Consider the following 25,853-nt stretch of genomic DNA (forward strand, 5'->3'; position numbering starts at 1 on the left):
AAACTGTTTCACAAAACTAAAATTAAACATGTTATTAACAAGCGGGAAACAATATCATTCAGGTTTAATTACAAATAAAATAAAAGCCCCATTACGGGGCTTTGTTGGAAGGCGGCAAGTTAACTCAGACTGCGTCGGGTTGATTTTCCGGCAGTGCGTCTATAAATGCCTGAGTGGCATTACAGTGGGCCTCGATTCGAAGAATATTTGGATAATTATCCAATGGCACATTAAACCGGCGGGCATTGTATACCTGTGGAATAAGACAAGCATCCGCCAGCGTTGGGATCTCACCAAAGCAATATTGCCCACTGTGGCGGGCAAGCAGTTTTTCAAATGCCGTGAATCCTTCATGTATCCAATGGTGATACCAAGTGTTTTTCACCTCATCACTGAGCCCCATATCACCACTGAGGTACTGCAGCACACGAAGATTATTCAGCGGGTGAATTTCACAGGCAATGGCAAGGCACATGGCTCTGACCGTCGCCTTGTCGGCGGCAGACTGAGGCAGCAGGGGCATCCCCAGGCCTGTATCTTCAAAGTACTCCATGATGGCCAGTGACTGGGTCAACACTGTGCCATCATCCAGCACTAACGATGGCACCAGATGTTGTGGGTTAAGCGCCACATAATCGTCGCTGTGTTGTTCGCCACCATTTTTCACCAGATGCACCGACAGCTGCTCGGCATCCAGTCCCTTGAGGTTCAGTGCAATACGCACCCTATATGCAGCGCTTGAGCGCCAGTATCCATAAAGTTTCATGCTGTTCTCCTCTGCCTTGCCGGTAGCCGACATTCCGCAGGCCACAATACACAAAACGGGGCCGAGGCCCCGTTTTTCATCATTCAAGGCATCATGCCTTGTATTCAACCACCTGCTGATCGATGGAACCGAAAATGCTGTTGCCGTCGTCATCGAGCATTTCAATACGTACACGATCGCCAAAGCGCATAAAGGGAGTGGAGGCTTTGCCATCGGCAATCACTTCCAGCATACGCTTTTCAGCAAGACAGCTTGAGCCGGCGCTGCGGTCGTAGTTGGAAATGGTACCTGAACCAATGATGGCACCGGCACCCAGTGGACGGGTCTTGGTAACGTGGGCCACCAGCTGGCTGAAGTTGAAGGTCATGTCCACACCGGCATTGGGCTTACCAAAGAGTTCACCGTTCAGGTGAGTGATAAGTGGCAGATGTACCTTGCTGTCCTGCCACTTGTCACCCAGTTCATCCGGGGTTACTGCCACGGGGGAGAAGCTGCTTGAAGGCTTGGATTGGAAGAAACCAAAGCCCTTGGCCAGTTCGGCCGGGATCAGATTACGCAGTGACACGTCGTTCACCAGCATCAAAAGCTTGATGTGTGATGCGGCGTTTTCGGCAGAGATCCCCATGGGCACATCGTCGGTTACCACGGCGATTTCAGACTCAAAGTCGATACCCCAGTCTTCACTGCCCATTTCAATGTTGCTGCGCGGTGGAATAAAGCTGTCGGAGCCGCCCTGATAAAACAGCGGATCGGTCCAGAAGGTTTCGGGCATTTCAGCACCACGGGCCTTACGCACCAGCTCAACGTGGTTTACATAGGCACTGCCATCGGCCCACTGGAAGGCCCGTGGAAATGGCGACAGGCACTTGGTTTCGTCAAAATCGACGGTGTTTTCAAGCTGACCTGCATTGAGCGCATCGTACAGCTCGGTAAGCTGAGGGCTGAGCAGTGCCCAGGCATCCAGCAGCTGCTGCATGGTGTGAGCAATGGCGGGTACGGCTACGGCCTTGGTCAGGTCACGGCTTACCAGCATCAGCTGACCATCGCGGCGACCATTGTTATATGTGGCTAATTTCATTCTCTGCTCCTGTCCTCGCAACGCGCCAGTCCTGGCACGATACGGTTTTTAATGGCGTAACAAATACCCCAAGGCGCGAACCTTTGAAATAGCGTGACTCAAATCACAATTCGCGGGGGTTAAGCATCTTTTGTAAACTTTTAAATACAGCGAGAAGTGACCCCTGATGGCATGCCCCTCGCCACTCAATACCGGTGATAAATTGCCCGGCTGGCTGGCAAATTCTTTTTACACCGAATCAGCGCTTCTTGCTTATCTTGTATTCCCGCAGCTTATTGGCGATGGCCGTATGGCTTACCCCTAACTTCTTCGCCAACTGGCGGGTGCTGGGGTATGCCGGGTAAAGGCGGCGCAGCAAGCTGGACTCAAACTGGCGCATGGCCTCATCCAGGGTGCCTTCAAACTGATTGTCAAAATAGCCAAAGCCTTCGGCGTAAGAGGGTAATTTAAGCTGCTCCACGGTAAGTTCGGCCGAGCCATCCCACATGGACACGGCACGGAACACCGCGTTTTTCAGCTGACGCACATTGCCCGGCCAAGCATAGGTGAGCAGGTGATCACGGCAATTGGGGGAAATCCGCCTCATGGGGCTGGAGAGTTGCTGACTGTAATGCTCAAGGAACATTTCGGTCAGCGGAATAATGTCCACCTTGCGCTCTCTGAGGGATGGCATGTGGAAGGAAAGCACATGGATGCGGTAGTAGAGATCCTCGCGAAACTCCCCCATCTGGCACAGTTCAGCGAGATTTTTCTGACTGGAGCAGATGATGCGCACATCGGCCCTCACCTCTTCATCCCCGCCAATGCGTCTGAAAGACCCTTCGGTCAGCAGCCTCAGCAGCTTCACTTGAGCCGCTTTGGACATTTCGGCGATTTCATCGAGGAATACGCTGCCACCCTTGGCTTCTTCGAACAGGCCGCGTTTGACGATGTGACCATCGCGCACAAATCCGAATAATTCTTCCTCTGCCGCGCTGTCGGGCAAGGCGGCACAGTTAATGGCAATAAAGGGGCGCTCACGGCGCATGCTGGCATCATGGCAAGCTCTGGCCATTAATTCTTTGCCGGTGCCGGTTTCGCCTGTGATGAGTAAGGGCGCGTCCAGTTGTGCCATGCGTTTGGCCTGCTTGAGCACTTCTTTCATCTTGTCGCTGACGGCCAGCACATTTTCAAAGCCCGTGGTTTGGTTTTGCAGCGCATTGAACTGTTTGCCGACCCGGGCGGGGGATTTAAGCGACACCACGGCGCCGGCAAGAATGCTCTTGTCATTCTCATCGGGCAGGTAAATGGGCAGCATCTCGGCCAGATATTCGTTCTGACCTATGTGGACCCGGGTCGCCTGGGCAAGCACCTGGCTTTCACTGAGCCAGCGCCCAAAGCTGAAGCCCTGCACCCAGTGGTTCAACGATTCTTCCACTACCTCGTGTTCTTTCATGCCGAGCGTCATCAGCGCAGATTCGTTAACGATGCGCACCCTGCCCTTCACGTCGATGGAGAATACCGAGTCTGGCAGGGTTCTCAGCAGGGTTTTCAGCGCATAGTGTTCTTGCTCTGACGGCATAAAGGCCACCGTACGCACATCGTGCACACTCTCGACCTTACGGATTTGCGGCATCAGGGCACTCAAGGTATCGAAGCTGACCTCGGCAAACTGGAAATACAGGAACCCCCGGTTACTGGCATCGATGGCAAGCAAATTGATACCGTACTTTTCCAGTACAATAAGAATATCCTTGGCGAGCCCAACCCTGTCCTGACAACTCACTTCCAAACGCATATGTGAATGTATCCCTTTTGTAATCTTGTTTTTGGGAGTGGGGACCTCGTGTCCGCGATTGGCCGGGATCCCGCTGGAGTACCTGGCGCTATACGGTAGAAGGTATTGAGAAAAGTGGCAAGTCTTGTTTACAGAACTCAGATTCAACCATAAAAAAATCAGCGCCTAACTTTACGTAAGGCGCTGATTTAATTTGAATCTAAATCAGTTCAGCAACTGGTCTGTCTTGGCTGCCATGATGAAGTCGTTACGATGCAGCCCCTTGATGGAGTGAGACCACCAGGTCACTGTCACCTTGCCCCACTCAGTGAAAATACCGGGATGATGGAATTCTTCTTCGGCAAGGTCCGCCAGCTTGTTGGAGAAGGCCATGGCCAGCTTGAAGTTTTTGAACTTGTACACACGCTCCAACTGCATGACGCCGTCGCGCACTTGTACGCTCCAATCTGGGATCATCCGGATAAGTTCAGCCAGCTCGGCGTCGGTGACCTTGGGGGCGTCAGCCTGACAGGCTTCGCACTTCATGGATGCTAATTCGCTCATTACTGCTCCTTTAATAATTCTTGTCTTTATTTAAACGGCCTTGGCCTTGGGCTCAAACAAGGGGGCGTGCAGCCCAAGTTGTCTGGCGCGGGTGACGGATTGCATGATGTCCATACGGGCAATCTCATCAAGGAAATCAATATGTTCAATTTCATAATACACGGGCTGCATAATATCAATGCGATAAGGTGTCCGCAGCACGTCCAGCAAATCAAACGGCTTTCTTAAGGGCTTGTCACCCATGGCGTAGAGGGTTTCACCGGGTGAACTCAGGATGCCGCCGCCGTAGATACGCAACTCACCATCCCGGGGCTTCAGGAGGCCAAATTCCACGGTAAACCAATACAGCCTGGCCAGATACACCCGTTCTTCCTTGGTAGCAGCCAAACCCAGCTTGCCATAGGTGTGGGAGAAGTTGGCAAAGGCAGGATTGGTCAGCAATGGGCAATGACCAAAGATTTCATGGAAAATATCCGGCTCTTGCAGGTAATCAAATTCTTCGCGGCTACGGATAAAGGTGGCCACCGGAAACTGGCGACTTGCCAGCAGTTCGAAAAAGCGCTCGAACGAAATCAGTGCCGGTACCGCAGCCGTTTTCCAGCCAGTGGTATCCAGCAGCACCTCATCAACTTCTGCCAGTTGTGGCACTCGGTCTTTGGGCAGTGCCAGGCGGTCCAGACCATCCAGATACTCCTGACAGGCGCGTCCCGGCAGATTCACTGCCTGACGTGCATAAAGCTCTGCCCAAATTTCGTTTTCCTGATCCGGATAGGCAATAACGCCGTGCGCATCAGGTTTGCGGGCAACATACTGTGTACTCATCTCGGGTTTCACTTCAGGTTAACTTCAACCCCCCAATAGTGTTCCAAGGGCGAATTTTTGTTAACTGCCTCACGTTTTATTCCTAAGACCTCTGCTAGTGAATTTCGTAAAGCTTTTATTACAATCACAATACAGAGCAGTAACTAATGCGCGGGTTTGATGCGTATTTTTGACGGGGTGACATCGGGAATGAACATGGCTGGTTTCCGTTTGCTCAAACAGGTGAAAAATTTAGCGAATTCACCTTGCGGTCAATGGTTTTTCACCAAGGCTCCATTACAATAGGCACAGATACAGATGCCGTAAAATTAGCGGCCGGAATCGACAAATCCCTTTTTGCACAGTTGCTAAGGAACACCATGAGACAAACCAAAATCCGTAAGGCCGTGATCCCTGTTGCCGGTCTGGGTACCCGGATGCTCCCTGCCACCAAGGCCATCCCCAAGGAGATGCTGCCTGTGGTGGATAAGCCACTCATCCAGTATGTGGTCAGCGAAGCCGTGGCAGCCGGGATTAAGGAAATTGTCCTGGTAACCCACGCCAGTAAAAACTCCATCGAAAACCATTTCGATACCAGTTTCGAGCTCGAAGCCCAACTGGAGCGCAGGGTAAAACGCCAGCTGTTGGATGAAGTTCAGGCCATCTGCCCTAAAGATGTGACCGTGATAAGCGTACGCCAGGCACAGGCCAAAGGCCTGGGGCATGCTATCCTGTGCGCCCGCCCCGTTGTGGGGGACGAGCCCTTTGCCGTGCTCTTGCCCGATGTGATTATCGACGGCGCCAAGAGTGACCTGACCAGTGAAAACCTCGCGGCCATGGTGAGACTCTTCGATGAAACCAGCACTGGCCAAATCATGGTAGAAGCCGTTCCCCATGAGATGGTGAATCAATATGGTATTGCCGACGTCAAAGGCCATCAGTTGGTTAACGGCGAATCCGTGCCCCTGGAAGCATTGGTCGAAAAGCCCCCGGTAGACGAAGCCCCTTCCAACCTTGCTGTGGTGGGTCGTTACGTTCTGCCTGCTGAGATTTGGCCTTTGCTGGCACGCACTCCCGCCGGCGCCGGCGATGAAATTCAACTGACCGATGCCATCGCCATGCTGATGGAATCCGTTCAGGTAAATGCCTATGGCATGGTGGGAAAGAGCCATGATTGTGGCAACAAACAGGGTTATATGCAGGCCAACGTAGAATACGCGCTGCGCCACCCCGAACTTGGTAAGGAATTTTCCAAGTATCTGAAACAACTGGTTAAAGGACTCAGCTAAGGATGACGATTTTGGTGACCGGCGGTGCCGGCTACATAGGTACCCACACAGTGGTGGCCCTGCAGCAGGCCGGTATGGAAGTGTTGGTTCTGGACAACCTATCCAATGCATGTGTCGAAGCACTGAACCGGGTCGAACAGATCACGGGACAGGCGGTGCCCTTTGTGCAGGGGGATATTCTCGATAAGCCCCTGCTCAAAAAAATCTTTATGGATAATGACATAGATGCAGTAATCCACTTTGCCGGCCTCAAGGCTGTCGGCGAATCGGTTGCCCAGCCACTGCGCTATTATGAAAACAATGTCACCGGCACCCTGGTACTTTGCCAGGTAATGGCCGAATTTAACGTGAAGCAGCTGGTGTTTTCCTCTTCGGCCACCGTGTATGGCGATCCGGCCAGCCTACCCATCACCGAGGACTTCCCCACAGGTGCAACCAATCCCTATGGCCAGTCCAAGCTGATGGTGGAGCATATTCTGGCCGACCTGCACCATTCGGATCCCAGCTGGAATATCGCCCGCTTGCGCTATTTCAATCCGGTGGGTGCCCATGAAAGCGGGCTGATTGGTGAAGATCCCAATGACATCCCCAACAACCTGATGCCCTTTATCAGCCAGGTTGCCGTAGGCAAACGGGAAAAATTGTCAATTTTTGGCAATGACTACCCCACCCACGATGGCACGGGCGTGCGGGATTATATCCACGTGGTAGACCTGGCCGATGGCCACTTGAAAGCCCTTGAAAAGCTGAGAACCCAACCGGGTCTGGTCACCTACAATCTGGGCACGGGTCAGGGCTACAGCGTACTGGATATGGTCAAGGCCTTTGAAAAAGCCTCGGGCAAAGCCGTACCCTATGAAATAGCGCCAAGGCGCCCCGGCGACATCGCCGCCTGTTATGCCGATCCCGGCAAAGCCACCGACGAACTGGGCTGGAAAGCACAGCTCTCAGTGGACGAGATGGCCGCCAGCAGCTGGCGTTGGCAGTCCGGCAATCCCAACGGTTATCGATAAGATTCAGGCCCTCCGGGGCCTTTTGCCTATGAAAGAGAACATTAATTTAAGTCGCCGCCGACTCTTCAGCCGCCGCAAGGACAACGCCCTGCGACCTCCTTTTGTGCGCGATGATGTGGAGTTTACCGATCTGTGCAGCCGCTGTGGTGACTGCATTACTGTGTGTGAGACGAAGATCATCGTCAAGGGAGAAGCGGGATTCCCCGAAGTTAACTTCGACAACGCCGAGTGCACCTTCTGCGGGGAATGCGCCAAAGTCTGCCCAGAGCCCATCTTTGCACTCGATAAGTCACCGCCCTGGACACTCGTAGCCAGCATCCAGGAGTCGTGCCTCGCTCACAGAGGCATTTGGTGCCAAAGCTGCAAAGATGCCTGCGATGCCAGTGCCATCCGCTTCACGCCGACTCTGGGCCGTGCCCCCACGCCGGAATTATTGCTGGATGCCTGTACCGGCTGCGGCGCCTGCGTGGCCCCCTGCCCGGCCGATGCCATTGTGATGATAAAACCCCAGGCCACTCCTCAGTAGGTTCCGCCAAAAACCGGTCAGGGCGATTACACTTTCTGAGGTAACGCCTTGGTATACATGGGGAAAGGGTGATTAGCACCGGGACATGTCGATGGTTCAGACTGAATCCCCAATCCCCCTATTCCCCTATTCCCCTATTCCCCTATTCCCCTATTCCCCTATTCCCCTATTCCCCTATTCCCCTATTCCCCTATTCCCCTAATCCCTTAATCCCCAATTCCCCTTATCCCATTTTCCCGCTCCACCACTCCCGCCCGCTCAAGCCACCTGGCCGCTGCGACGCGCCATCGCCAAACATCGCCCCGGTGTTGTCGGTGTAAACCGACGGCTAAGAAGGGAGATCTGAGCCAAATTTCTGACATAAGCGCCAAATATTAGTGGTTTGCACTGGCGCAAATCGGGAGTAACATCCATCAAACAAATTTCTCATACTTCGGAATTACCTCCAGAACTATGTTTGGAAAAAATACTAAATCCAGCGCTGGCCTGACTTTCATTTCTCCCGGCACCCGCCTAAGTGGCGAAACCCGTTTCGAGGGTGATGCCCTCATTGGCGGTGAACTTCTGGGCAACGTTGAAGCTCTCAACAAGATAACCATTGAACCGGGTGGAGTGATTGACGGGGTGCTGAAATGCACCGAGCTTAAAGTGTCCGGGCAATTCAAAGGTAAACTCTTCTGCGAAAAGCTCATCATTGCCGGTGGCGGCACGGTTGAGGGAGAGGTCAAATGTGACCGCATGGAAATCTTCGAAGGCGGCCAGTTTGTGGGCTTCAGGACCCGCGAAAGCATGAGCGGCGAACTGCTTGAAGCCCACAAAACCGACAACCAGAAAGAGTCTCAGGTACTGCTGCGTCAGGAAACCGCTTGATTGGCATTCAGCCTTATCAAGGCAAGGTGCTGACACTTGCTTCCTAAAATGTTGTATTCACTCAAACGCGGCCCAGGCCGCGTTTTTTGCTCCCCTTTCGCGCAAAGTTAAGTGATTGTTAAAAACATGACATTTATCAAAGCCACCGTCAGCAGGCTTTGCTAGTGTAGTTGCATCAACCACCCTCTTTTTTGCTCTCGATGAATAAGCCTTTGGATAAACAACTGGCAGAGCTCGATATTTTCTCACTGCTGCTCTTTCGCGCCATCTTCGAGACCGGGCACGCCAACATTGCGGCCAGACAGTTGGATGTGTCTGCCCCAAAGGTCAGCCGGGCGCTCGCCAGCTTACGGCTTATCTTTGCAGATGAGCTCTTTTATCGGCGTCAACAGGGCTTCAGACCAACGCCGCTGGCAGAGCAGATCTATCCTGCTATTCGAGAGCTTACCGACGGTATTAATCTCCTTGGCATGCAGCTTAAAGACCATCAGGCATTCCACAGGCAAGAGTGTCAGGTATTCGACCTTGCCGTCAGCTCCGGGATCCTCACGACTCTGGCGTTGGAATTCAACCGCAGAGAAGGGCTTTGCCCTTCGGTGGTGCTACATCATTGGCAGGAAAATACAGCCGATAGAATACATGCCGGCGAACTGGATTTGGGCCTGGCTTTGGCGCCTGAACCACACACCGAGCTGAGTTATGAACGCCTTTGCGACGCCCCAGGGCTTTGTCTTGTCGGAGCAGCCAATCACCCTATTTGGCAACATACCGATATCTGCCTTGAACACATCTGCGAATATCCGTTTCTGTGTATGAACCACCCCGGATTCAACGATAAAGTTGACCCACTGGAGCTGTTTTGCCACAGGGAAGGCTTGGTTCCACCCACGGTGCTGCGGGTGTCGGATAAAGAAGAGTGGTTTGGTCATCTCCTGTGCCAACACAGCCTGGCATTTGCCTCGCCGTTGGAATGGGGATTACTGAATGCCTTGCCGGGTGTCGAAGTCAAACATCTGTCTGCAAAGGAAATTTCCCGTCTGCACAGCGGTTCCGCCGTACCCGGCCTTTACCTAATCGAAAAGCCGGCCCACCACCGCAGATACAGCCCAGACGACAGGGAAAAACTGCTGCACATTATCTCGCTCACATTGGGGTTGGTAACCGAAGATCATCCAGTAAATTTCAGCATCTAAAATTACCAATTACCCAAATCGAAATTCACAAATAAGAGTTTAAAAGCCTGTTTCACACATTTGAAACAGACTCGCAACTACCACTTTATATATATATTCATCGTCCTATAGTGGAAATACTGCAATAGCAGTCTTAAAGGCTATAAAGGGACGCGATGATGAAAAACTACAACAGATCACTGCTGACGATAGCACTCCTCAGTGCTCTGACCCTTACCGCGTGCGGCGACGGTAAAGATGGTCAGGACGGCGCACCTGGTACTCCGGGCACTCCCGGTACCCCAGGCGAACCTGGTAAACCAGGTACCCCAGCCGGCTCGTTCGTAACCAGTGCAGATAAAGCCGTAGATGTGACTTTCGAAATACTCCCAGCCGACATCAATGTGGCTGGCTCAGGTGACTTTGCGATTAAATTTAAAGCCATGGGCAAAAACGCTCAAGGCAGTTCAGTCCCCTTCTCTGGGCTGGACATGGTTTCTCTGTATTCAATGACCCTGGCGGCCAACAGCTCTGGTAGCGGCGCACCACTGGAATGGGTGAACAATGCCATGGTGCAGGACCTGGGATCTTCCATGTACTGTACGCTTACTGGCACCTATAGCTCCCGTGGACAAACCGGTAATGCCTGTACTCTGGTGGAAGATGCCGACGAGCCCGGCACATATACAGGTACCTGGACCCATGACGGTGCTGCGCCCATCATGAATCCCAATGATGATCTCAATGCTACCCACCGCCTGTTCCTGCGAGCATACAACGTCAAAGACAGCGGCGGCACTACATTGGCTGATAAGGTGCTCTCTGACAGACTGGACTACGTGCCAGCCACGGGTGCCATTGTTGAAGCCACCGGTAAAGACACAGTGACCGACGCAGCCTGTATCAGCTGTCACGGCAACGTGGACGGCCGTATTGCCAAAATTGAAGCACACCACAACTATCAAAGTGTGGAAAACTGTATCGCCTGCCACAACCCCGACAACCAACCCGATGAAGATCAGCTCGCCGAAGGCTGGCTGTTTGATTTCGGCCCCATGATCCACCGTCTCCACGCCGGACACCATATCAGCGACTTCCTCTCTGGCGAAGCCAAAGAATACTTCGGTGAACTGGGTTTCCCAGGCGAGCTGCGTGAATGTACCAGCTGTCACAACAACGGTCCTTCCTGGAGCAATAACCTGTACCGTCAGGCGTGCGTTGGCTGTCACATCAACGTTAACTTTGAAACCGGTGAAGGCCACTCTGATTTCGACCTGGCACAATCCGACGATACCCAGTGTAAATCCTGTCACGCCAGCGGTGCTCTGAGTCCTGCCATGGCTCACAAAGTTGGCAAACGCGCTGAATACGCTGAGCTGTTCAAGATTGAGCCTCAAACTGCCACAGTGTCTGATCCAGTGGTTGACGATGGCCAGAAAACCCTGACTGTCAGCGCCAAGATCACCATGAACGGTGCGCCAGTGGCCGATGGCACTGTGCTGACCGACTACATGACCAGCACTACCCGTCCACTGCTGATTGGTAATGTGAACTCAGGTGGTTTCGTGAATGGCAACCTGAACCTCAGACTCACCGACAACGCGGTGCTCTCCGGTGGCGTACTGACCGTGAGTAAAGCCTTCCCTGAAGCATCCCTGACCGGCACTGTGTATGTAACTGCCGAAGTACAGGTCTGTGCGGATAAAGGCATGGTTGTTAAGTGCCGTGATGGTGCAGGTGCTGCCATTGAAGGACTGGACTTTGGTGCAGATCATGGTTTGGCCAACGCCGCACCGCTCACCTACTTCAATCTGGATGACCCAAGCGGCGCAACTGTTGCAGCCCGTATGGATACCCCAGCACGTATCACTGTGGAAGAAGCCAAGTGTAACAGCTGTCACCAAAACCTGACCCACGTGAAAGGCACCCACGGTGTGACTGAGTTTACCCAGTGTATGAACTGTCACAATACCTTGGCCGGTACTTCTGGCCACCCAGTGCAGTACGACACAGGGGAAGTGGATGTCGATGGTAATCGTGTATTCGAAACCATTACCGACATTACCTTCAATAACCGTGACCTCATCACAGTTGCTCACCGCTTCCACAGCGGTAACTGGGATGCACGCCGTGGTGTACCAGCCATCTACCTTGACAAGAACATGGAGCTGCAAGGCTATCCCGGTGTTGCCACTGACTGCAGTGCCTGTCACAAAGACGGTGCCCAGTTCTTTGCCAACGACGGTGGCCTGACCTCTGGCAAGCGCGCCATCAAGGTCAGCACCTCTGCTGAAGAGTACATTACCCCAGTGGCCGAAGCCTGCCGTACCTGCCACGCTCACTCAGATGGCGCCGCACTGGCCCACTTCAAGAGCAATGGTGCTTACGTTCAGGGTGAACCTGCTACCACCAGCAATCTGCCGGTAGAAAGCTGCGCCACCTGTCACGCAGAAGGTAAAGCTTACGGTATTGATAAGGTGCACGCAGAGGCCTCTCACTAAGAGGGTACCTTAGGGCTGCCCTGCAAAGCCCAGTTCTCTGCAAACCCATCGGGGGCCTTCGGGCCCCCGTTTTCATTCCTTATTGCTATGGCTGATTGCTAAAGCTGATTACTGTGGCTGAGTTGCAGCGCTTTGAACTCCCTGAGCCTTCTGGCAACAACCACTGGCTCATCATCCAGGGCATCGGCGGGGATATAGAGGTGATAGCCAAGCTGCTTATCCAGCAGCAGGCAGCGATGACCAAACATCGCCAGTACGCCGCGATACCGCTCTCCATGGGTAAGCAAGGGGGTAAATTCGGCGCCAAGCTGGGTTTCGAGGGACTCGAGAGTGTCGTCCTGTGCGGCGGCCGTCATCAATAACGGGCGCTGCTCGGATAAGAGCCCGGTGGCGAGCCTGGGGGAGATACAATCAAGCACCGGATTGATTTTTTTCACTTTAATGCCGATAAAAGGCAGATCCAAACTGTCCAATCCCTGGCTGACGCGGGGCACATCGATGCGCTGAATGTTCTCCCACCCGAGCCGATATTGCCCTCTGCGGTGAAAAAATACCAATCCCTCGACATCGCCTTTGAGAGACTCTGGAGGTTGCGACACCTTGGCATACCCCAGCACCAGGCCCACTGCACCGAGAGTGAAGAGCACCAATCCCGGGCCAAACCAGTGTCTGGCGGCGATAAAAATTATCAGCGAAACACACAACAGCAGCGCACTTATTACCGTTAAGGTGATGCCGTTGCGCTTGGTGGCCGCGACGATGGAAAAATGTCCGTTGCTTTGCTCTGTCATGCTCCGTACCTCAACTCAAACCACAGGGTGCCAACATATTCATGAATGGCCTTTTGCGAACTGTACAAAGCGTCGGCATTAAGTCGCCACCAGGTGGATTGACGCGCGGTAAAGTCGGTGGGGGCTGCGTCTGCAGTGAGGCCCTCGTGGGCAAACATGGCCATAGCCCTTGGCATATGGGCCGCCGAGGTAACAAGTCTTATGGGCACGTCCAGCCCCAACGCCTTAATCTGGCGCGCCTCTTCCAGCGTGTCCCTGGCAAGGGGCAAGGCAATTATCTGCGCCTCGAGCACCCCAAGCTCCATCGCTGCCTGCTTCATCACCTCTGCATGGGCAAAACGATTGTAGTCACTGCGATAGCCGCTCACGATGAGGGTGCAATCCTGTCCCAGTGACATTTGTTTGAGACCTTCCGTCAGACGGGCAAGCGCCACCGGTGACAACTGCTGCAGTGCGCTGCCCTGGATGGCATCATCATGCCCGGAACCGAGAACCGACACCACGCAATGGCCCACAATAGGTCTTGGGTTGGCGCTGTAGCGCTGCTCGAGCGGTGTAATCAGCAAATTGCTGCCGAAAGTGGACGATAAAAACACCAGCGCCACGATGGAAAACATCAGTAGTGACCGTGCCAGAACGCGTCGTCGCCACAGAAAAAGCACCATCAGCAACACCAGCACCAACAGTGGAATGGGCATCACCAGCAGAGAGAGGATCTTTTTAAGTAAAAACATGGATAAATTTTGCCTTAACGCGGATGAGGCAAGAGCTTACCCAAGGAGAGAAGTTGTGGCTACCTGAAAAAACGCCTTGCCGGCATGAAAGCGGACAAGGCGTTTTCTGTGTGATGGATGGGGAGCAGCAATACCCGGATCAGCGCTTTTCCCACAGCCACGCGGCGCCGCGGACACCGGAGGAGCAGCCATAGAGGTTTTGTACTACAGGGGTGCGACACTCTCGGCCCACCACATACCTGGGCAGAATGGCTGGCAACCGGGCATAGATAGCCTGCACATTGGACATGCCGCCGCCAAGCACTATGGCATCGGGGTCGAGCATATTGATCACATGGGCGAGTGCGCGGGCCAACCGGTCCAGATAGCGGTCAAACACTTGATTGGCGAGCGCGTCACCGGCCTCAACCAGAGACATGATCTCCGCGCCATTTTGGGCGGTGCCACCACTGGCCCTGAAATCACGCACAAAGCCAGTGCCAGAAACAAAGGTCTCGATACAATCTTTGTTGCCGCAAAAGCATTCAGTGGTATTGAACTCATCGGGGCGCATCCAGGGCAAGGGGTTATGGCCCCACTCACCACCAATGCCGTTGCCGCCTTCATGCACCCGGCCATCGAAGGCAAGCCCGGCGCCGCAACCTGTGCCTAAAATCGCGCCAAATACCACGCGTTTTCCGGCAGCGGCGCCATCCACGGCCTCAGACACTGCAAAGCAGTTGGCATCGTTGGCGACCCGCACTTCCCGGTTAAGTAATGCCCCCAGGTCGCGGTCAAGAGGATGACCATTTATCCAGGTCGAGTTGGCGTTTTTCACCAGCCCGGTATAGGGAGAAATAACGCCGGGAATGCCAATACCAAGGCTACCCTTGGTGCCCAGCGTGGTCTCGGCTTCATTTACCAGGGTCACCACCGCATTCAGAGTGCCCTGATATTCTCTTGGTGTAGCAATACGCTTGCGGAAAAGCTCACTGCCATCTTCTCCCAATGCCACCAGCTCAATCTTGGTGCCACCGAGATCCACCCCCATTCGCATCATCTGCTTTCTCCACTTCAGCCTGGGCTGTTAATCACCGTTCCACCCCGGCGCAGTTGCCATAAACCAGGGATTAAGAAGCTGTTCTTTTTTGTTGTAAACCAGTGGGTTGGTTTCCCCATACACCACCACTCTGCCCCCGGCGCTCTCCAGCACCGCCTGAGCGGCTGCCGTATCCCACTCACTGGTTGGCCCCAGTCGGGGATACAGGTCGGCCCGCCCTTCGGCGAGCATACAAAACTTAAGCGAGCTGCCAACGCTGAGAAGCTCATGGTCGCCAAGCTCAGCCAGATACCCCGCCATCTCGGCAGACTGATGTGAGCGACTGCCAACCACCACGGGAACCTCGCGTTTTTGCGCACAGCCCTGCAATGGTTGCTGCTCCCCCTGACGCTCAAGCCAGGCACCGAGTCCATTTGCTCCGAGATAACAGGTATCCAGCACAGGCGCAAACACCACACCGGCCACGGCAACGCCATCTCTCACCAGTGCAATATTGACGGTAAACTCACCGTTACGCTTGATAAACTCCTTGGTGCCATCGAGGGGATCAATAAGGAAGTACTCCTGCCACTGACGGCGGCTTTCCCAATCGATGACAGCCTCTTCGGACAGCACTGGCGTGTGCGGGAAGGCCTCAGCGAGCTGCTCAATTATCACGGTATGGCTGGCCAAATCAGCGGCAGTCACCGGGCTGTCGTCGCTTTTTTGGGTCACGGCCACGTCATCCTGCCCGTACACTGCCATTATGGCCGCACCGGCCTGACGGGCAATCTGCCCCAGTCTATCCAGTGTCGTTTTATCCAATGCCACCAATGTCATACATCCTCCTGCGCTATGCGGTCCATGATTTTCTGGCCAAGCAAAAGCCGCCATTATGCCATCGGCACCGGGCAGGAAATAATAACAATTTCGTTAAATTCAGTGCCAAAGATACTAAGGCAGCACCTGCTCTGAGAAAAGGGTTGCCAGTGGCTGTGCATTCGTATTCACGGCAAACACCGGTGCCCGGCCGTCATATCCGGCGGCAAGGTCTGGCAGCACCATCAAGCTGCGAGTTCAGAGAACCGGCCTGAAATAGTGGATAAGTTCATCGAGGTGTTGATGGCCACGTAGCTGCAGAAAGTGCAGCAACGCCATTGGGTTCTCATTTAATAGTCGCTGCCGGGGATAATCCGCCGCATCCACAATGGCAAGCGAGCGGTCAAATCCCCCCAAATCAAATGCAACGTGGGCATCTGACCCCATGACGAGCTGAGCGTCTAATTTGGCTGCCATCCTGGCAATGGCAAGACAATTCTCTTCACTGCCTTTACGGGATGCTGTAAACGACGAGTTGTTGATTTCCAGCGCCACATTGCACGCCTTGGCAGCGCCGACTACAGCTTCTATATCGATGGGATATGCCGGATTGCCCGGGTGGGTGATGATATCCACCAGCCCAGACTCCATAGTGGCAATCATGGCGCGGGTGTGGCTGAGTCTATCGCTTGGCGCAAACACAGGTTCGTGAAAACCTGCCTGCACCAAATCGAGCTCGGACAGATACTCACCGAAATAATCGATTTCGCCCTTTTCATTCATGATATTGGCTTCGATACCCCGCAGAATTCCCACTCCATGCCAAACCCGCGGCAGCACGCGTAAATTCACAAAATGCCAGAAATGCGGTGCATCTTTCATGGCCGGGCCATGATCCGTGGTGGCAAAGAGACGAATGCCCTTTTCCTTCGCCACTGCCAGATAATCATGGATGGTACTGTAGGCATGGGTGGATGCCACTGTGTGGGTATGGGTATCGACCGGAAACTGCATAGATTCCTCCTCAGCATCTTTTGGACCACTCTAACAGCGTTTTGCAGTGACTTTCGAGACACCAGCCATTTTTTACTGCGTGGCTTTTGTTCATGAAGCCAACATAACAACAGCCTGGTGTCTAAATTAACGACAATCTCAATAGCGCGCCCCAACAGCGCAAACGGCAACAGGACACATATGCCCTTGTCAACAGACAATAAAGTCAGCTTCACCCTGAGTTTTGTATCTTGTATGCTGGTTGGCACTGTGTTTTAACCCTGAAGCTGCCATGAAATTACCCCAACTCCTATCCGGATTCTTACTGACACTGCCCTTGCTGGCCTGTTCTCAGGCTGAAGCTCCAGCTCAAGCAGAAGCTCCACTAGAGACCGAAGCTTTGCAAGCAGCAACGCCATCGTCAGATAAAGGGACTACCTCCGTAAAGCCACAGAACGACTATGCCAAAGATGCCCTGCCCGTTGGTGACAGCAGCCGCACCTCCCTGGATTGGCCCGGCAGCTATGAAGGTGTGGTCCCCTGCGCCAGTTGTGAAGGCATCAACACCCGCCTGGTAATCAATGGTGATGGCACTTATCTGCTCGAGACTCAGTATCTGGGTGAGCAAGAAGCCGGAGCCGAGCCCAAGGTATTTGAAGAGCGTGGCACCTTCACATGGAACACCAGCGGCGGCGCCATTCAGCTTGAGAGCGGCGCCTGGTATCAGGTAGGTGAAAACCAGCTGTTTATGCTGGACCGTGACGGCAAGCGCATCACGGGCGCCCTTGCTGACCACTATCGCCTCGGCAAACAGCTGTAAGGCTGTGGCCAAGAAGCAAAAACGCGCCCAGAGGCGCGTTTTTTATGTGGGTGGTTCAGGGACGAAAGTAGCCCAAGTACCAGTCAGCAAAGGCCTTTACCCCCTCTTCAATTGCGACCTTCGGGCGTACGCCGGTGATCGCAAACAAGTCCTCAGTATCCGCCCAGGTGGCTTTCACATCGCCATCCTGCATCGGCAAAAACTGCTTGATAGCCTTACGGCCGAGGGCATTTTCGAGGGTTTCAATAAAGTGCATCAAAGACACAGGGCTGCCGTGGCCGATATTGAGCACCCGGTACGGCGCTGAACTTTCCGAGCTTTTACCGCTTTCCACCGACCAATCGGGCGACTCACTCGGCGGCAGCGGCAACACACCCACCACCCCTTCAATGATATCGTCGATAAAGGTAAAGTCGCGGCTCATATCGCCCTGATTAAACACCTTGATGGGCTCACCCGCCATGATGGCCCTGGCGAACAGCATGGGCGCCATATCCGGCCTGCCCCAGGGGCCATAGACGGTAAAAAACCTCAAGCCTGTGCAGGGCACGCCATAAAGGTGGGCGTAACTGTGTGACATCAGCTCGTTGGCTTTTTTGGTGGCCGCGTAGAGGGACACCGGATGGTCGACAGAGTCACTGGTGGCAAAGGGCAGCTTTTTATTCAGCCCGTAAACTGAACTTGAGGAAGCATACACCAGATGCTTTACCCCGCTTTGGCGGCACCCCTCGAGAATATTGAGGTGCCCCACCAAATTGGCATCGGCATAGGCATGGGGATTATCGATGGAGTAGCGCACCCCGGCCTGAGCACCAAGATGCAGCACCCAATCGGGCTTTAAGGTATCGAAAAGCGTTGCAATCGCCCCGCGGTCGGCAAGCTCCATTTTCTGAAACTGAAAGTAGGGATGAGATTCCAGAGCGGCCAACCTCGCCTGCTTCAATGAGACATCGTAGTAATCATTAAGATTATCGATGCCATACACCTGATGCCCCTCGGCAAGCAGCCTGTTGCATGCGGCAGCGCCGATAAAGCCCGCAGCCCCTGTTACCAACACTTTCATGGAGTGGATCACTTAATTCCCCTTACACTGCCATAAATCATCAAAGTACCTTGCGCACATCAGGATGCTTTACCGACCGACCACGGCCAATGCCGTAATAGGCAATACCCTTGGTTTCAAGCCGTGCAGGGTCGTACAGGTTGCGGCCGTCAAAAATCACCGGCTGCTTGAGCAGACGTTTGATTTCATTAAAGTCCGGCGCCCTGAAACTCGACCACTCGGTGCACACGATAAGACCATCTGCGCCACTGAGCGCCGCTTCCTTGGTGCCAAGCAGCTTAAGCTCGTCGCGTACACCATAAATGCGCTGTGCTTCAGCCATGGCTTCGGGGTCAAACGCCTGCACTGCGCCGCCTGCTGCGATAATCGCCTCAATGACCACCCGACTTGGCGCCTCACGCATATCATCGGTCTGGGGTTTAAACGACAGTCCCCAAAGCGCAAACACCAGCCCGGATAAGTCTTCGCCAAAGTGCTGCTTCACCAATTCCGGTAAACGCTGCTTTTGCTTGAGATTAACCGCTTCAACTGACTTGAGCACCCGAGCGTCAACGCCAATTTTTTCAGAGGTTTTCACCAGGGCTTTAACGTCTTTAGGGAAACAGGAGCCCCCATAACCACAACCGGGGTAGATAAACTGGTAACCGATGCGCGGATCTGAACCTATCCCCTTACGCACCATTTCGATATCGGCGCCAAGGTGCTCGGCGATATTCGCCATCTCATTCATAAAGGAAATTTTGGTGGCCAGCATGCAGTTGGCCGCATATTTTGTCAGCTCGGCGCTGCGCACATCCATAAAGATCATGCGGTCGTGATTGCGGTTAAAGGGCGCGTAAAGCTCCCGCATCACGTCCTGGGCGTCCTGTGAATCGCTACCAATAATGATGCGATCAGGTCGACGGCAGTCATCTAGGGCAGCACCTTCTTTGAGAAACTCAGGGTTGGAGACTACATCCACACAGATATTCAGATCCCTAGAGGCCAATTCAGCCGCAATGGTGTCCCGCACCTTATCGGCCGTGCCCACAGGTACTGTGCTTTTGTTGACCACAATTTTGGGGTCAAACATGTGCAGCCCAATATCTTTCGCCACCGCCAGCACATGGGCCAGGTCGGCGCTGCCATCTTCATCCGGGGGCGTACCCACAGCGATAAAAAGCACCTCACCATGGGCAACACCGGCAATGGGATCGGTAGAAAATGACAAACGCTTATGGGCAGTTTGTTCCTTTACCAGGGCTTCAAGACCTGGCTCATAAATCGGGATCTGACCTTTATTGAGGCGCTCAATCTTGGCTGCGTCTATGTCCACGCACAGAACATCATGACCGACTTCGGCAAGCACTGCGCCCTGTACCAAACCAACGTAACCTACACCAAACACTGTGACTTTCATCGGTGTCCCCGTTTCTCAACACGATGTTTAAGCATGCCATACGTTTTGTCGCAAGCATATGACAAAACGCATAAAAAGTACGCAAGAGGTTTAGACAGCTACAAACTAACGAGGTGTAAAAAGCGGCGCTACGGCGTCTTTGGCTGACAATAAAGGAGGCCCATCAATAGGCCATTGAATTGCGAGGGTTGGGTCGTCCCACCGTATACTGCACTCGGCCTCGGGATGATAAAAGTCGCTGCACTTGTAACTGACGATGGCCGTTTCTGACAACACATAAAAGCCGTGTGCAAAACCTTTGGGGATGAAGAGTTGCCTGTGATTTTCTGCAGAGAGCGTTTCCCCCACCCATTTGCCATAGGTGGGCGATTCTGGACGAATATCGACGGCAACATCAAAAATAGCGCCCGACAGCACGGAAATAAGCTTGTCCTGGGGATGCTGTTCCTGCCAATGAAGCCCCCTTAGGGTGCCCCTTTGGGACAAGGATTGATTGTCCTGCACAAAGGTAACCGGCGCTATTATTTCGGCAAAACGCTGCTGCTGCCAGCTTTCGAAAAAGTATCCCCGTTCATCCTCAAACACCTTGGGGATAATTAGCTTTACCTCATTAATGGCAGTGGTTAACACCTGCATGAATTGCTCCTGCGATGTAAAAAGATTAACAGTCAGGGTTTGTAGCTGAGTTAACGGCCCCTGGCCTTGGCTTCCAGGATTTTACCTAACTCACACTGCCAGTCTGCAGCGGAAACTCCATACAATACCTTGATTTTAGAGCCATCGAGCCTCGAGTTTGCTGGCCTCTGCGCAGGGGAGCCGAACTCACTGGCGCTGATAGGTGTTATTTTTGGCATTCGGTGGATGACGCCGAGCCTGTATGCCTCACTCAAAATGCTTGTGGCAAACTCGTACCAACTGACAAAGGGCTGGCCGGAAAAGTGATAGACGCCCCAAGGGCCATTTCCCTCCACGGATTGCCGGGCAAGGTGCCAGATCACTCGGGCCAACTCAGATGCGGGCGTCGGCCCCCCAACTTGGTCCGATACAACCCGAAGCTCTGACTTGGATGCGGCCAAACGCAGCATGGTATTGACGAAGTTGTTACTCTCGGCGTCAAAAATCCAGGATGTTCTGACAATAAGATGTTTGGCACAGTTGGCGGCTATGGATTGCTCCCCCAACCACTTGGATTGCCCATAAACAGACAAGGGCGCTGGCGAGTCCTCTTCGCGATATGGACGGTCGAGGAGACCATCAAACACGTAATCGGTAGAAAGATGTATCAGCACCGCATCAGCCACGGCTGCCGCCCTGGCGAGTTGCTCGCAAGCGCCGGCATTTATGCGAACACAGGGCTCGGTGTCTGTTTCAGCCTTATCTACCGCCGTATAAGCGGCGCAGTTGATCACCAACTGAGGCGAATTAAGCAGCAGATAGTCCGCTATCGACTGTGGCTGCAGAAAATCCACCTCAGTTTTGGCAGGGGCCAGTATTCGCCAACCCGGCGGCTTGGATGCCAGCAATGCGCGCCCTGCCTGACCACTGGCTCCTAGCAGTAATACATTCATCAAAACATTACCTTGTGTGAAAACAGAGCGCTTCGCTTCTAGAGCGTCGCTTTGCGACTTCTAGGTTCTAGGGGCTAGGTTCTAGATTCTAGGGTCTAGCAGCCCGCTTTGTGGGCGCTCTGGCGCGAAGCGCACTAAAGCAAACCGCGTAAATAGTCCCCATAGCCGCTCTGACTAAGCGCGTTTGCGTGCTGCAACAAGATCTCTGTCGATATCCAGCCCTGGCGATAGGCGATTTCTTCAAGACACGCAATCTTCAGACCTTGTCGCTTTTCAATGGTTTGCACAAAATGCCCCGCTTCCATCAAAGCATCATGTGTTCCGGTATCCAACCACGCAAAGCCCCGCCCAAGCACACTCACCTGTAATTGGTTGGCTGCGAGATACGCATTATTGATGTCGGTAATTTCAAGCTCTCCGCGGGCCGAAGGTGTAAGGCTTTTGGCAATCTCAATGACCTGATTATCGTAAAAATACAAGCCGGTAACTGCATAAGGGGACTTTGGCTCGCGTGGCTTTTCTTCAATGCTGACAGCACGACCTGTGTTATCAAACTCCACCACCCCAAATCGCTCGGGATTCGTCACATGGTAGGCAAACACCGTGGCACCGTGAACGCAACCCACGGCCTGCTGCAGCTGCCTGGAAAAGCTTTGGCCGTAGAAAATGTTGTCACCCAAGATGAGCGCAACCTTGTCATTACCGATAAAGTCTTCACCGATTAAAAATGCCTGGGCTATCCCTTCTGGTTTGGACTGAACGGCATAACTGATGCGAATGCCAAGTCCACTGCCATCACCGAGTAAAGATTGGAAACCTGCAAGGTCACTTGCCGTGGATATCAGCAGAATGTCGCGAATGCCGGCAAGCATGAGCACCGACAATGGATAGTACACCATGGGTTTGTCGTACACGGGCAACAACTGCTTGGATACGCCGCGGGTAATGGGATAAAGCCTGCTGCCGGTACCGCCCGCCAGGATAATGCCTTTGGTCGTTTGAGTGTTAAATGCTGAATGCTGAATGTTAAGTGACATGACTTTACTTAGTTTGATTCTGCTGGGCAGATTTTACGATAGCAACAATGAGCTTGATTAGCTCTTCACTTTGTTCCAGCAGCGACACAACATGGGTATCTTTGCTATTCAGATAGTCTGTTTCACACAAAAGCAATAGCCAATAGTGAGTCTCTCTGGCTTCCTTGCTCGCTATCGCCATTTTAGCAATAAAATCAGCATGGCTTTGTGCGGATTGGGCTTCATTCACATTGGCCCCAATTGAAGTACCCGATCTGAGTAACTGCTTTGAGAGCACGAATTCTTTTTGATTTTTCACTAAGTGCTGACTGAGCTTCACTATTCTGACAGCAAATTGAAACGATTTATCAAGCACTGCATTACCAGTCATCAGCGTTACTCCCTGAGTTCACCATTCACCATTCACCATTCAAAACATACCACTCAACCGTTTTACGCAGTCCGGATTCAAAGGTCTCCTGGGGTTTCCAGCCGAACTCTTCGGTAATTTTGCTGGCATCGATGGCGTAGCGAACATCATGGCCGGGTCTGTCAGCTACGAAAGTGATAAGACTGTCGTAGTGTTGAATATCTGGGGGGGAATGATGAGTGCTTAGCGCCTGAGCGCGCTCATTCAGGGGAGCCAACTCGTCGAGGATCGCACAAATGCTTTTAACCACCTCGAGATTTTGACGCTCGCAATTGCCGCCGATGTTATAAGTCTCGCCTACCCGCCCACGGGTCAATACGGCAAGCAGCGCCCTAGCGTGGTCTTCCACATAAAGCCAATCGCGGCTTTGATTTCCTTGCCCATATACGGGTAACGCCTTACCCGCCAGCGCATTTTGAATAGTCAGCGGAATGAGTTTTTCCGGGTATTGAAATGGCCCGTAGTTATTGGAGCAGTTGCTGACAACTATCGGCAAACCATAGGTTCGGTGCCATGCCCTAACCAAGTGATCGCTTGATGCCTTGGAGGCGGAATAAGGCGATGACGGGGCATAAGCGCTGCTTTCGGTAAATGGTGCCGCTGCTTTTAACGTTGAATCATGAATGCTCAATGGTGAATTTGCACCACCGGCGTTCAATTCAGCATTCACAACCAAACATTCGGCATTAACTTGGTCAGCAAGGTCGCCAAATACTTCATCGGTCGAGACATGATGAAATCGAAATGCTTTTTTACGCATATCGTCGAGCTGCAGCCAGTATTCACGGGCAACTTCCAACAAGGTGTAAGTACCCACTATGTTGGTTTGGATAAAGGCATCCGCACCGGATATAGAGCGGTCGACATGGGTTTCTGCAGCAAGGTGCATCACCACATCGGGCTGATGGCGAGCAAAAACCGCCCCAAGTGCCTGTCTGTCACAGATGTCCACACGCTCAAGCGCGTATCTGGCGCTTTCGGCCACCTCAGCGATCGACTCCAGATTTGCCGCATAAGTCAGCTTGTCGACATTCACCACGCTGTGTTCAGTGTGACTGATTAAATGTCTGATTACCGCCGAACCGATAAAGCCGCAGCCACCTGTGACAAGAATCTTCAAGGACAACCTCAATAAAGCAGAGCGGGCTTCGCCCTTCCAGAAAAACAGAGCGCTTCGCTTCTAGATCCTAGAAGCCCGCTTTGCGGGCGCCCTGGCAGCAGCGATTTTTGCTGCGTCCTAGAGACACCAAGTGTCGTCCTGGAAGCTTGCACCGCCAGTGCTCTGTAGCTGCTTGCGGCGTTCTGTAGGCCGAAGGCCGTTCTGTAAGCTCGCCTCGCGTGCGTTCCAGCAGAAGCGTTGACGCTGCGCCCTTAAGCCACACCAAGAACTTTGCCCAGAATACAAAAAAGCCAGCAAGTTTACCTTGCTGGCTTTAAGTGTGGCAAATAAGTCTGAGGCTTAGGCTGGAAATACGGCCCTTACGGCATCCGCAATCAGCTCCGCATATTGATTGGCCTTAATGGCATCTTTGGCTTCAACCATTACACGGATGAGGGGCTCAGTACCTGATTTACGAATCAGTACACGCCCATCTGTGCCAAGCGCCGTTTCGGCCGTTGCAACTGAATCGGATACCGATGGATGCGACAAGGCAACGGCTGCATCGCCATTCAATCGCACATTGATAAGCACCTGGGGGAACATCTCAAGCTCGGTAATGGCATCAGCAAGGCCTGAACCGGATTCAAGTAACGCCCTCAGTACCTGCAGCGAAGCGACTATCGCATCCCCTGTTGTGGTGAAATCGAGCATCAACAGATGGCCGGAGTTTTCACCGCCCAGGCGCCAACCTGTTTCTTTAAGCAGCTCGACAACGTATCTATCACCCACTTTGGCGCGCTTGAAAGGGATACCAAGATTACCAAGAGCCTGTTCAAACCCAAGGTTTGACATCAGGGTGCCAATAACCCCGGGCACCTGCTCACCTCTTTGCTGGGCGGATTTGGCCAGCAAATACAATAACGCATCGCCATCAACAACCTGACCTTTACTGTCTACCATCATCAAACGGTCTGCGTCGCCATCCAGCGCAATCCCCAAATCCGCTTCGTGGATCATCACAGCAGTTTGCAGGCTATCCATGTGCGTGGCGCCGCAATGCTCGTTAATGTTAATACCATCGGGCTTATCATTAATACTGATGACCTCAGCACCCAGCTCACGGTACACATTCTTGGCAATGTGGTAAGCCGCGCCATGGGCACTGTCTGCCACAATTTTCAAACCGCTTAACGAGAGCGTATTAGGAAAGGTGCCCTTACAAAATTCGATATAACGCCCTGCTGCATCATTAATCCGGCGAACTTTGCCAAGCTTGTCAGACGCTACACAAGCCATTGCACCATCTTCAATGGCTGAAACCAGCAGACGCTCGATTTCGAGCTCTTGCTCATCGGTAAGCTTGGTACCTGTGCTTGCAAAAAACTTAATACCGTTATCGTAATAAGGGTTGTGTGAAGCGCTGATAACCACACCGGCATCGGCCCTGAAGGTGGAGGTTAGATAGGCAATAGCAGGTGTTGGCAAAGGCCCGGTTAAGGCCACGTTCACACCAGCCGCACAAAAGCCCGCTTCCATCGCAGATTCAAGCATATAACCACTCAGGCGGGTATCCTTGCCAATGATCACCTCTTTGGTGCCGGAGGCTGCCATCACAGTGCCTGCTGCCCACCCCAATTTAAGCGCAAAATCAGGAGTTATCGGAAACTCGCCCACCTTTCCACGAACACCATCGGTACCAAAGTACTTCCGTGACATATCCAACTCCCAGAAAGATAAAGGCCGGGCAAGCCCGGCCTGAATTTA

At 53.2% G+C, this 25,853-nt stretch carries 25 protein-coding genes; 7 read left to right on the top strand and 18 right to left on the bottom strand.

Annotation, left to right across the window (positions count from 1 at the left end):
* Positions 1–124 precede the first annotated feature (124 nt).
* The 5 genes from maiA to phhA all read right to left on the bottom strand — a co-directional run bounded on the left by maiA (position 125) and on the right by phhA (position 4,986).
* On the bottom strand, positions 125–766 hold the full coding sequence (maiA, locus tag K0H63_RS12415; RefSeq protein ID WP_220064943.1) for a maleylacetoacetate isomerase: 642 nt from the start codon (positions 764–766) through the stop codon (positions 125–127).
* Positions 767–857: 91 nt separating this feature from the next.
* Positions 858–1,844: a fumarylacetoacetate hydrolase family protein gene (locus K0H63_RS12420; RefSeq protein WP_220064944.1), complete on the bottom strand. Its 987-nt coding sequence runs from the start codon at positions 1,842–1,844 to the stop codon at positions 858–860.
* Positions 1,845–2,082: 238 nt separating this feature from the next.
* Positions 2,083–3,621 carry a transcriptional regulator TyrR gene (gene tyrR, locus K0H63_RS12425; protein WP_011760333.1) on the bottom strand — a complete coding sequence of 513 codons (1,539 nt, stop codon included), beginning with the start codon at positions 3,619–3,621 and terminating at the stop codon, positions 2,083–2,085.
* A 204-nt stretch (positions 3,622–3,825) separates the two neighbouring features.
* The gene (locus tag K0H63_RS12430) at positions 3,826–4,164 is read right to left on the bottom strand and encodes a 4a-hydroxytetrahydrobiopterin dehydratase (protein ID WP_220064945.1); all 339 of its coding nucleotides are present in this window, start codon (positions 4,162–4,164) and stop codon (positions 3,826–3,828) included.
* Between the two features lie 30 nt (positions 4,165–4,194).
* The gene (phhA, locus tag K0H63_RS12435; protein ID WP_220064946.1) at positions 4,195–4,986 is read right to left on the bottom strand and encodes a phenylalanine 4-monooxygenase; all 792 of its coding nucleotides are present in this window, start codon (positions 4,984–4,986) and stop codon (positions 4,195–4,197) included.
* A 359-nt stretch (positions 4,987–5,345) separates the two neighbouring features.
* Between phhA and galU the strand changes: the two genes are divergently transcribed.
* The 6 genes from galU (at position 5,346) to K0H63_RS12465 (ending at position 12,336) form a co-directional block, all read left to right on the top strand.
* Positions 5,346–6,254: a UTP--glucose-1-phosphate uridylyltransferase GalU gene (gene galU, locus K0H63_RS12440; RefSeq protein ID WP_220064947.1), complete on the top strand. Its 909-nt coding sequence runs from the start codon at positions 5,346–5,348 to the stop codon at positions 6,252–6,254.
* Positions 6,255–6,256: 2 nt separating this feature from the next.
* Positions 6,257–7,267: a UDP-glucose 4-epimerase GalE gene (gene galE, locus K0H63_RS12445; RefSeq protein ID WP_220064948.1), complete on the top strand. Its 1,011-nt coding sequence runs from the start codon at positions 6,257–6,259 to the stop codon at positions 7,265–7,267.
* 28 nt (positions 7,268–7,295) lie between these two features.
* Positions 7,296–7,793, top strand: coding sequence for a ferredoxin-type protein NapF (napF, locus tag K0H63_RS12450; protein ID WP_220064949.1), 498 nt, complete (start codon positions 7,296–7,298; stop codon positions 7,791–7,793).
* Positions 7,794–8,246: 453 nt separating this feature from the next.
* On the top strand, positions 8,247–8,663 hold the full coding sequence (locus tag K0H63_RS12455) for a bactofilin family protein (protein WP_220064950.1): 417 nt from the start codon (positions 8,247–8,249) through the stop codon (positions 8,661–8,663).
* A gap of 212 nt (positions 8,664–8,875) precedes the next feature.
* Positions 8,876–9,856 carry a LysR family transcriptional regulator gene (locus K0H63_RS12460; RefSeq protein ID WP_220064951.1) on the top strand — a complete coding sequence of 327 codons (981 nt, stop codon included), beginning with the start codon at positions 8,876–8,878 and terminating at the stop codon, positions 9,854–9,856.
* 155 nt (positions 9,857–10,011) lie between these two features.
* A complete protein-coding gene (locus K0H63_RS12465) occupies positions 10,012–12,336 on the top strand; it encodes an OmcA/MtrC family decaheme c-type cytochrome (protein ID WP_220064952.1) in 2,325 nt (774 codons plus the stop codon).
* A gap of 98 nt (positions 12,337–12,434) precedes the next feature.
* On the opposite strand, the gene K0H63_RS12470 is transcribed toward K0H63_RS12465, so the two are convergent.
* The 5 genes from K0H63_RS12470 to K0H63_RS12490 form a co-directional block, all read right to left on the bottom strand.
* The gene (locus K0H63_RS12470) at positions 12,435–13,127 is read right to left on the bottom strand and encodes a DUF2982 domain-containing protein (RefSeq protein WP_220064953.1); all 693 of its coding nucleotides are present in this window, start codon (positions 13,125–13,127) and stop codon (positions 12,435–12,437) included.
* A complete protein-coding gene (locus tag K0H63_RS12475) occupies positions 13,124–13,861 on the bottom strand; it encodes a YdcF family protein (protein WP_220064954.1) in 738 nt (245 codons plus the stop codon). Before K0H63_RS12475 ends, K0H63_RS12470 begins: the two co-directional genes overlap by 4 nt.
* Before the next feature lie 139 nt (positions 13,862–14,000).
* Positions 14,001–14,900 (bottom strand): fructokinase, encoded by a 900-nt coding sequence (gene mak / locus K0H63_RS12480; protein WP_220064955.1) that lies wholly within the window; start codon positions 14,898–14,900, stop codon positions 14,001–14,003.
* A gap of 27 nt (positions 14,901–14,927) precedes the next feature.
* Complete coding sequence (cysQ, locus tag K0H63_RS12485) at positions 14,928–15,719, bottom strand: 3'(2'),5'-bisphosphate nucleotidase CysQ (RefSeq protein ID WP_220064956.1); 792 nt, start codon at positions 15,717–15,719, stop codon at positions 14,928–14,930.
* Positions 15,720–15,956: 237 nt separating this feature from the next.
* The gene (locus tag K0H63_RS12490) at positions 15,957–16,712 is read right to left on the bottom strand and encodes a phosphatase (protein ID WP_220064957.1); all 756 of its coding nucleotides are present in this window, start codon (positions 16,710–16,712) and stop codon (positions 15,957–15,959) included.
* A 271-nt stretch (positions 16,713–16,983) separates the two neighbouring features.
* Between K0H63_RS12490 and K0H63_RS12495 the strand changes: the two genes are divergently transcribed.
* Positions 16,984–17,511: a copper resistance protein NlpE gene (locus K0H63_RS12495; protein WP_220064958.1), complete on the top strand. Its 528-nt coding sequence runs from the start codon at positions 16,984–16,986 to the stop codon at positions 17,509–17,511.
* Between the two features lie 55 nt (positions 17,512–17,566).
* Here K0H63_RS12495 and K0H63_RS12500 read toward each other — a convergent pair whose 3' ends face one another.
* The 8 genes from K0H63_RS12500 to glmM form a co-directional block, all read right to left on the bottom strand.
* The gene (locus K0H63_RS12500) at positions 17,567–18,574 is read right to left on the bottom strand and encodes an NAD-dependent epimerase (protein WP_220067897.1); all 1,008 of its coding nucleotides are present in this window, start codon (positions 18,572–18,574) and stop codon (positions 17,567–17,569) included.
* Between the two features lie 40 nt (positions 18,575–18,614).
* On the bottom strand, positions 18,615–19,973 hold the full coding sequence (locus tag K0H63_RS12505) for a UDP-glucose dehydrogenase family protein (RefSeq protein ID WP_220064959.1): 1,359 nt from the start codon (positions 19,971–19,973) through the stop codon (positions 18,615–18,617).
* A 105-nt stretch (positions 19,974–20,078) separates the two neighbouring features.
* A complete protein-coding gene (rfbC, locus tag K0H63_RS12510; RefSeq protein ID WP_220064960.1) occupies positions 20,079–20,609 on the bottom strand; it encodes a dTDP-4-dehydrorhamnose 3,5-epimerase in 531 nt (176 codons plus the stop codon).
* Between the two features lie 50 nt (positions 20,610–20,659).
* The gene (gene rfbD, locus K0H63_RS12515) at positions 20,660–21,541 is read right to left on the bottom strand and encodes a dTDP-4-dehydrorhamnose reductase (protein WP_220064961.1); all 882 of its coding nucleotides are present in this window, start codon (positions 21,539–21,541) and stop codon (positions 20,660–20,662) included.
* Positions 21,542–21,675: 134 nt separating this feature from the next.
* Positions 21,676–22,578, bottom strand: a complete 903-nt coding sequence (gene rfbA, locus K0H63_RS12520) for a glucose-1-phosphate thymidylyltransferase RfbA (protein ID WP_220064962.1) — start codon at positions 22,576–22,578, stop codon at positions 21,676–21,678.
* A 4-nt stretch (positions 22,579–22,582) separates the two neighbouring features.
* Complete coding sequence (locus tag K0H63_RS12525; RefSeq protein ID WP_220064963.1) at positions 22,583–22,948, bottom strand: four helix bundle protein; 366 nt, start codon at positions 22,946–22,948, stop codon at positions 22,583–22,585.
* A 25-nt stretch (positions 22,949–22,973) separates the two neighbouring features.
* Positions 22,974–24,107: a dTDP-glucose 4,6-dehydratase gene (locus K0H63_RS12530; RefSeq protein WP_220064964.1), complete on the bottom strand. Its 1,134-nt coding sequence runs from the start codon at positions 24,105–24,107 to the stop codon at positions 22,974–22,976.
* Between the two features lie 339 nt (positions 24,108–24,446).
* Complete coding sequence (gene glmM, locus K0H63_RS12535) at positions 24,447–25,805, bottom strand: phosphoglucosamine mutase (protein WP_220064965.1); 1,359 nt, start codon at positions 25,803–25,805, stop codon at positions 24,447–24,449.
* Positions 25,806–25,853 lie beyond the last annotated feature (48 nt).

This window comes from Shewanella zhangzhouensis (assembly GCF_019457615.1).
In the GTDB taxonomy this organism is placed as follows: domain Bacteria; phylum Pseudomonadota; class Gammaproteobacteria; order Enterobacterales; family Shewanellaceae; genus Shewanella; species Shewanella zhangzhouensis.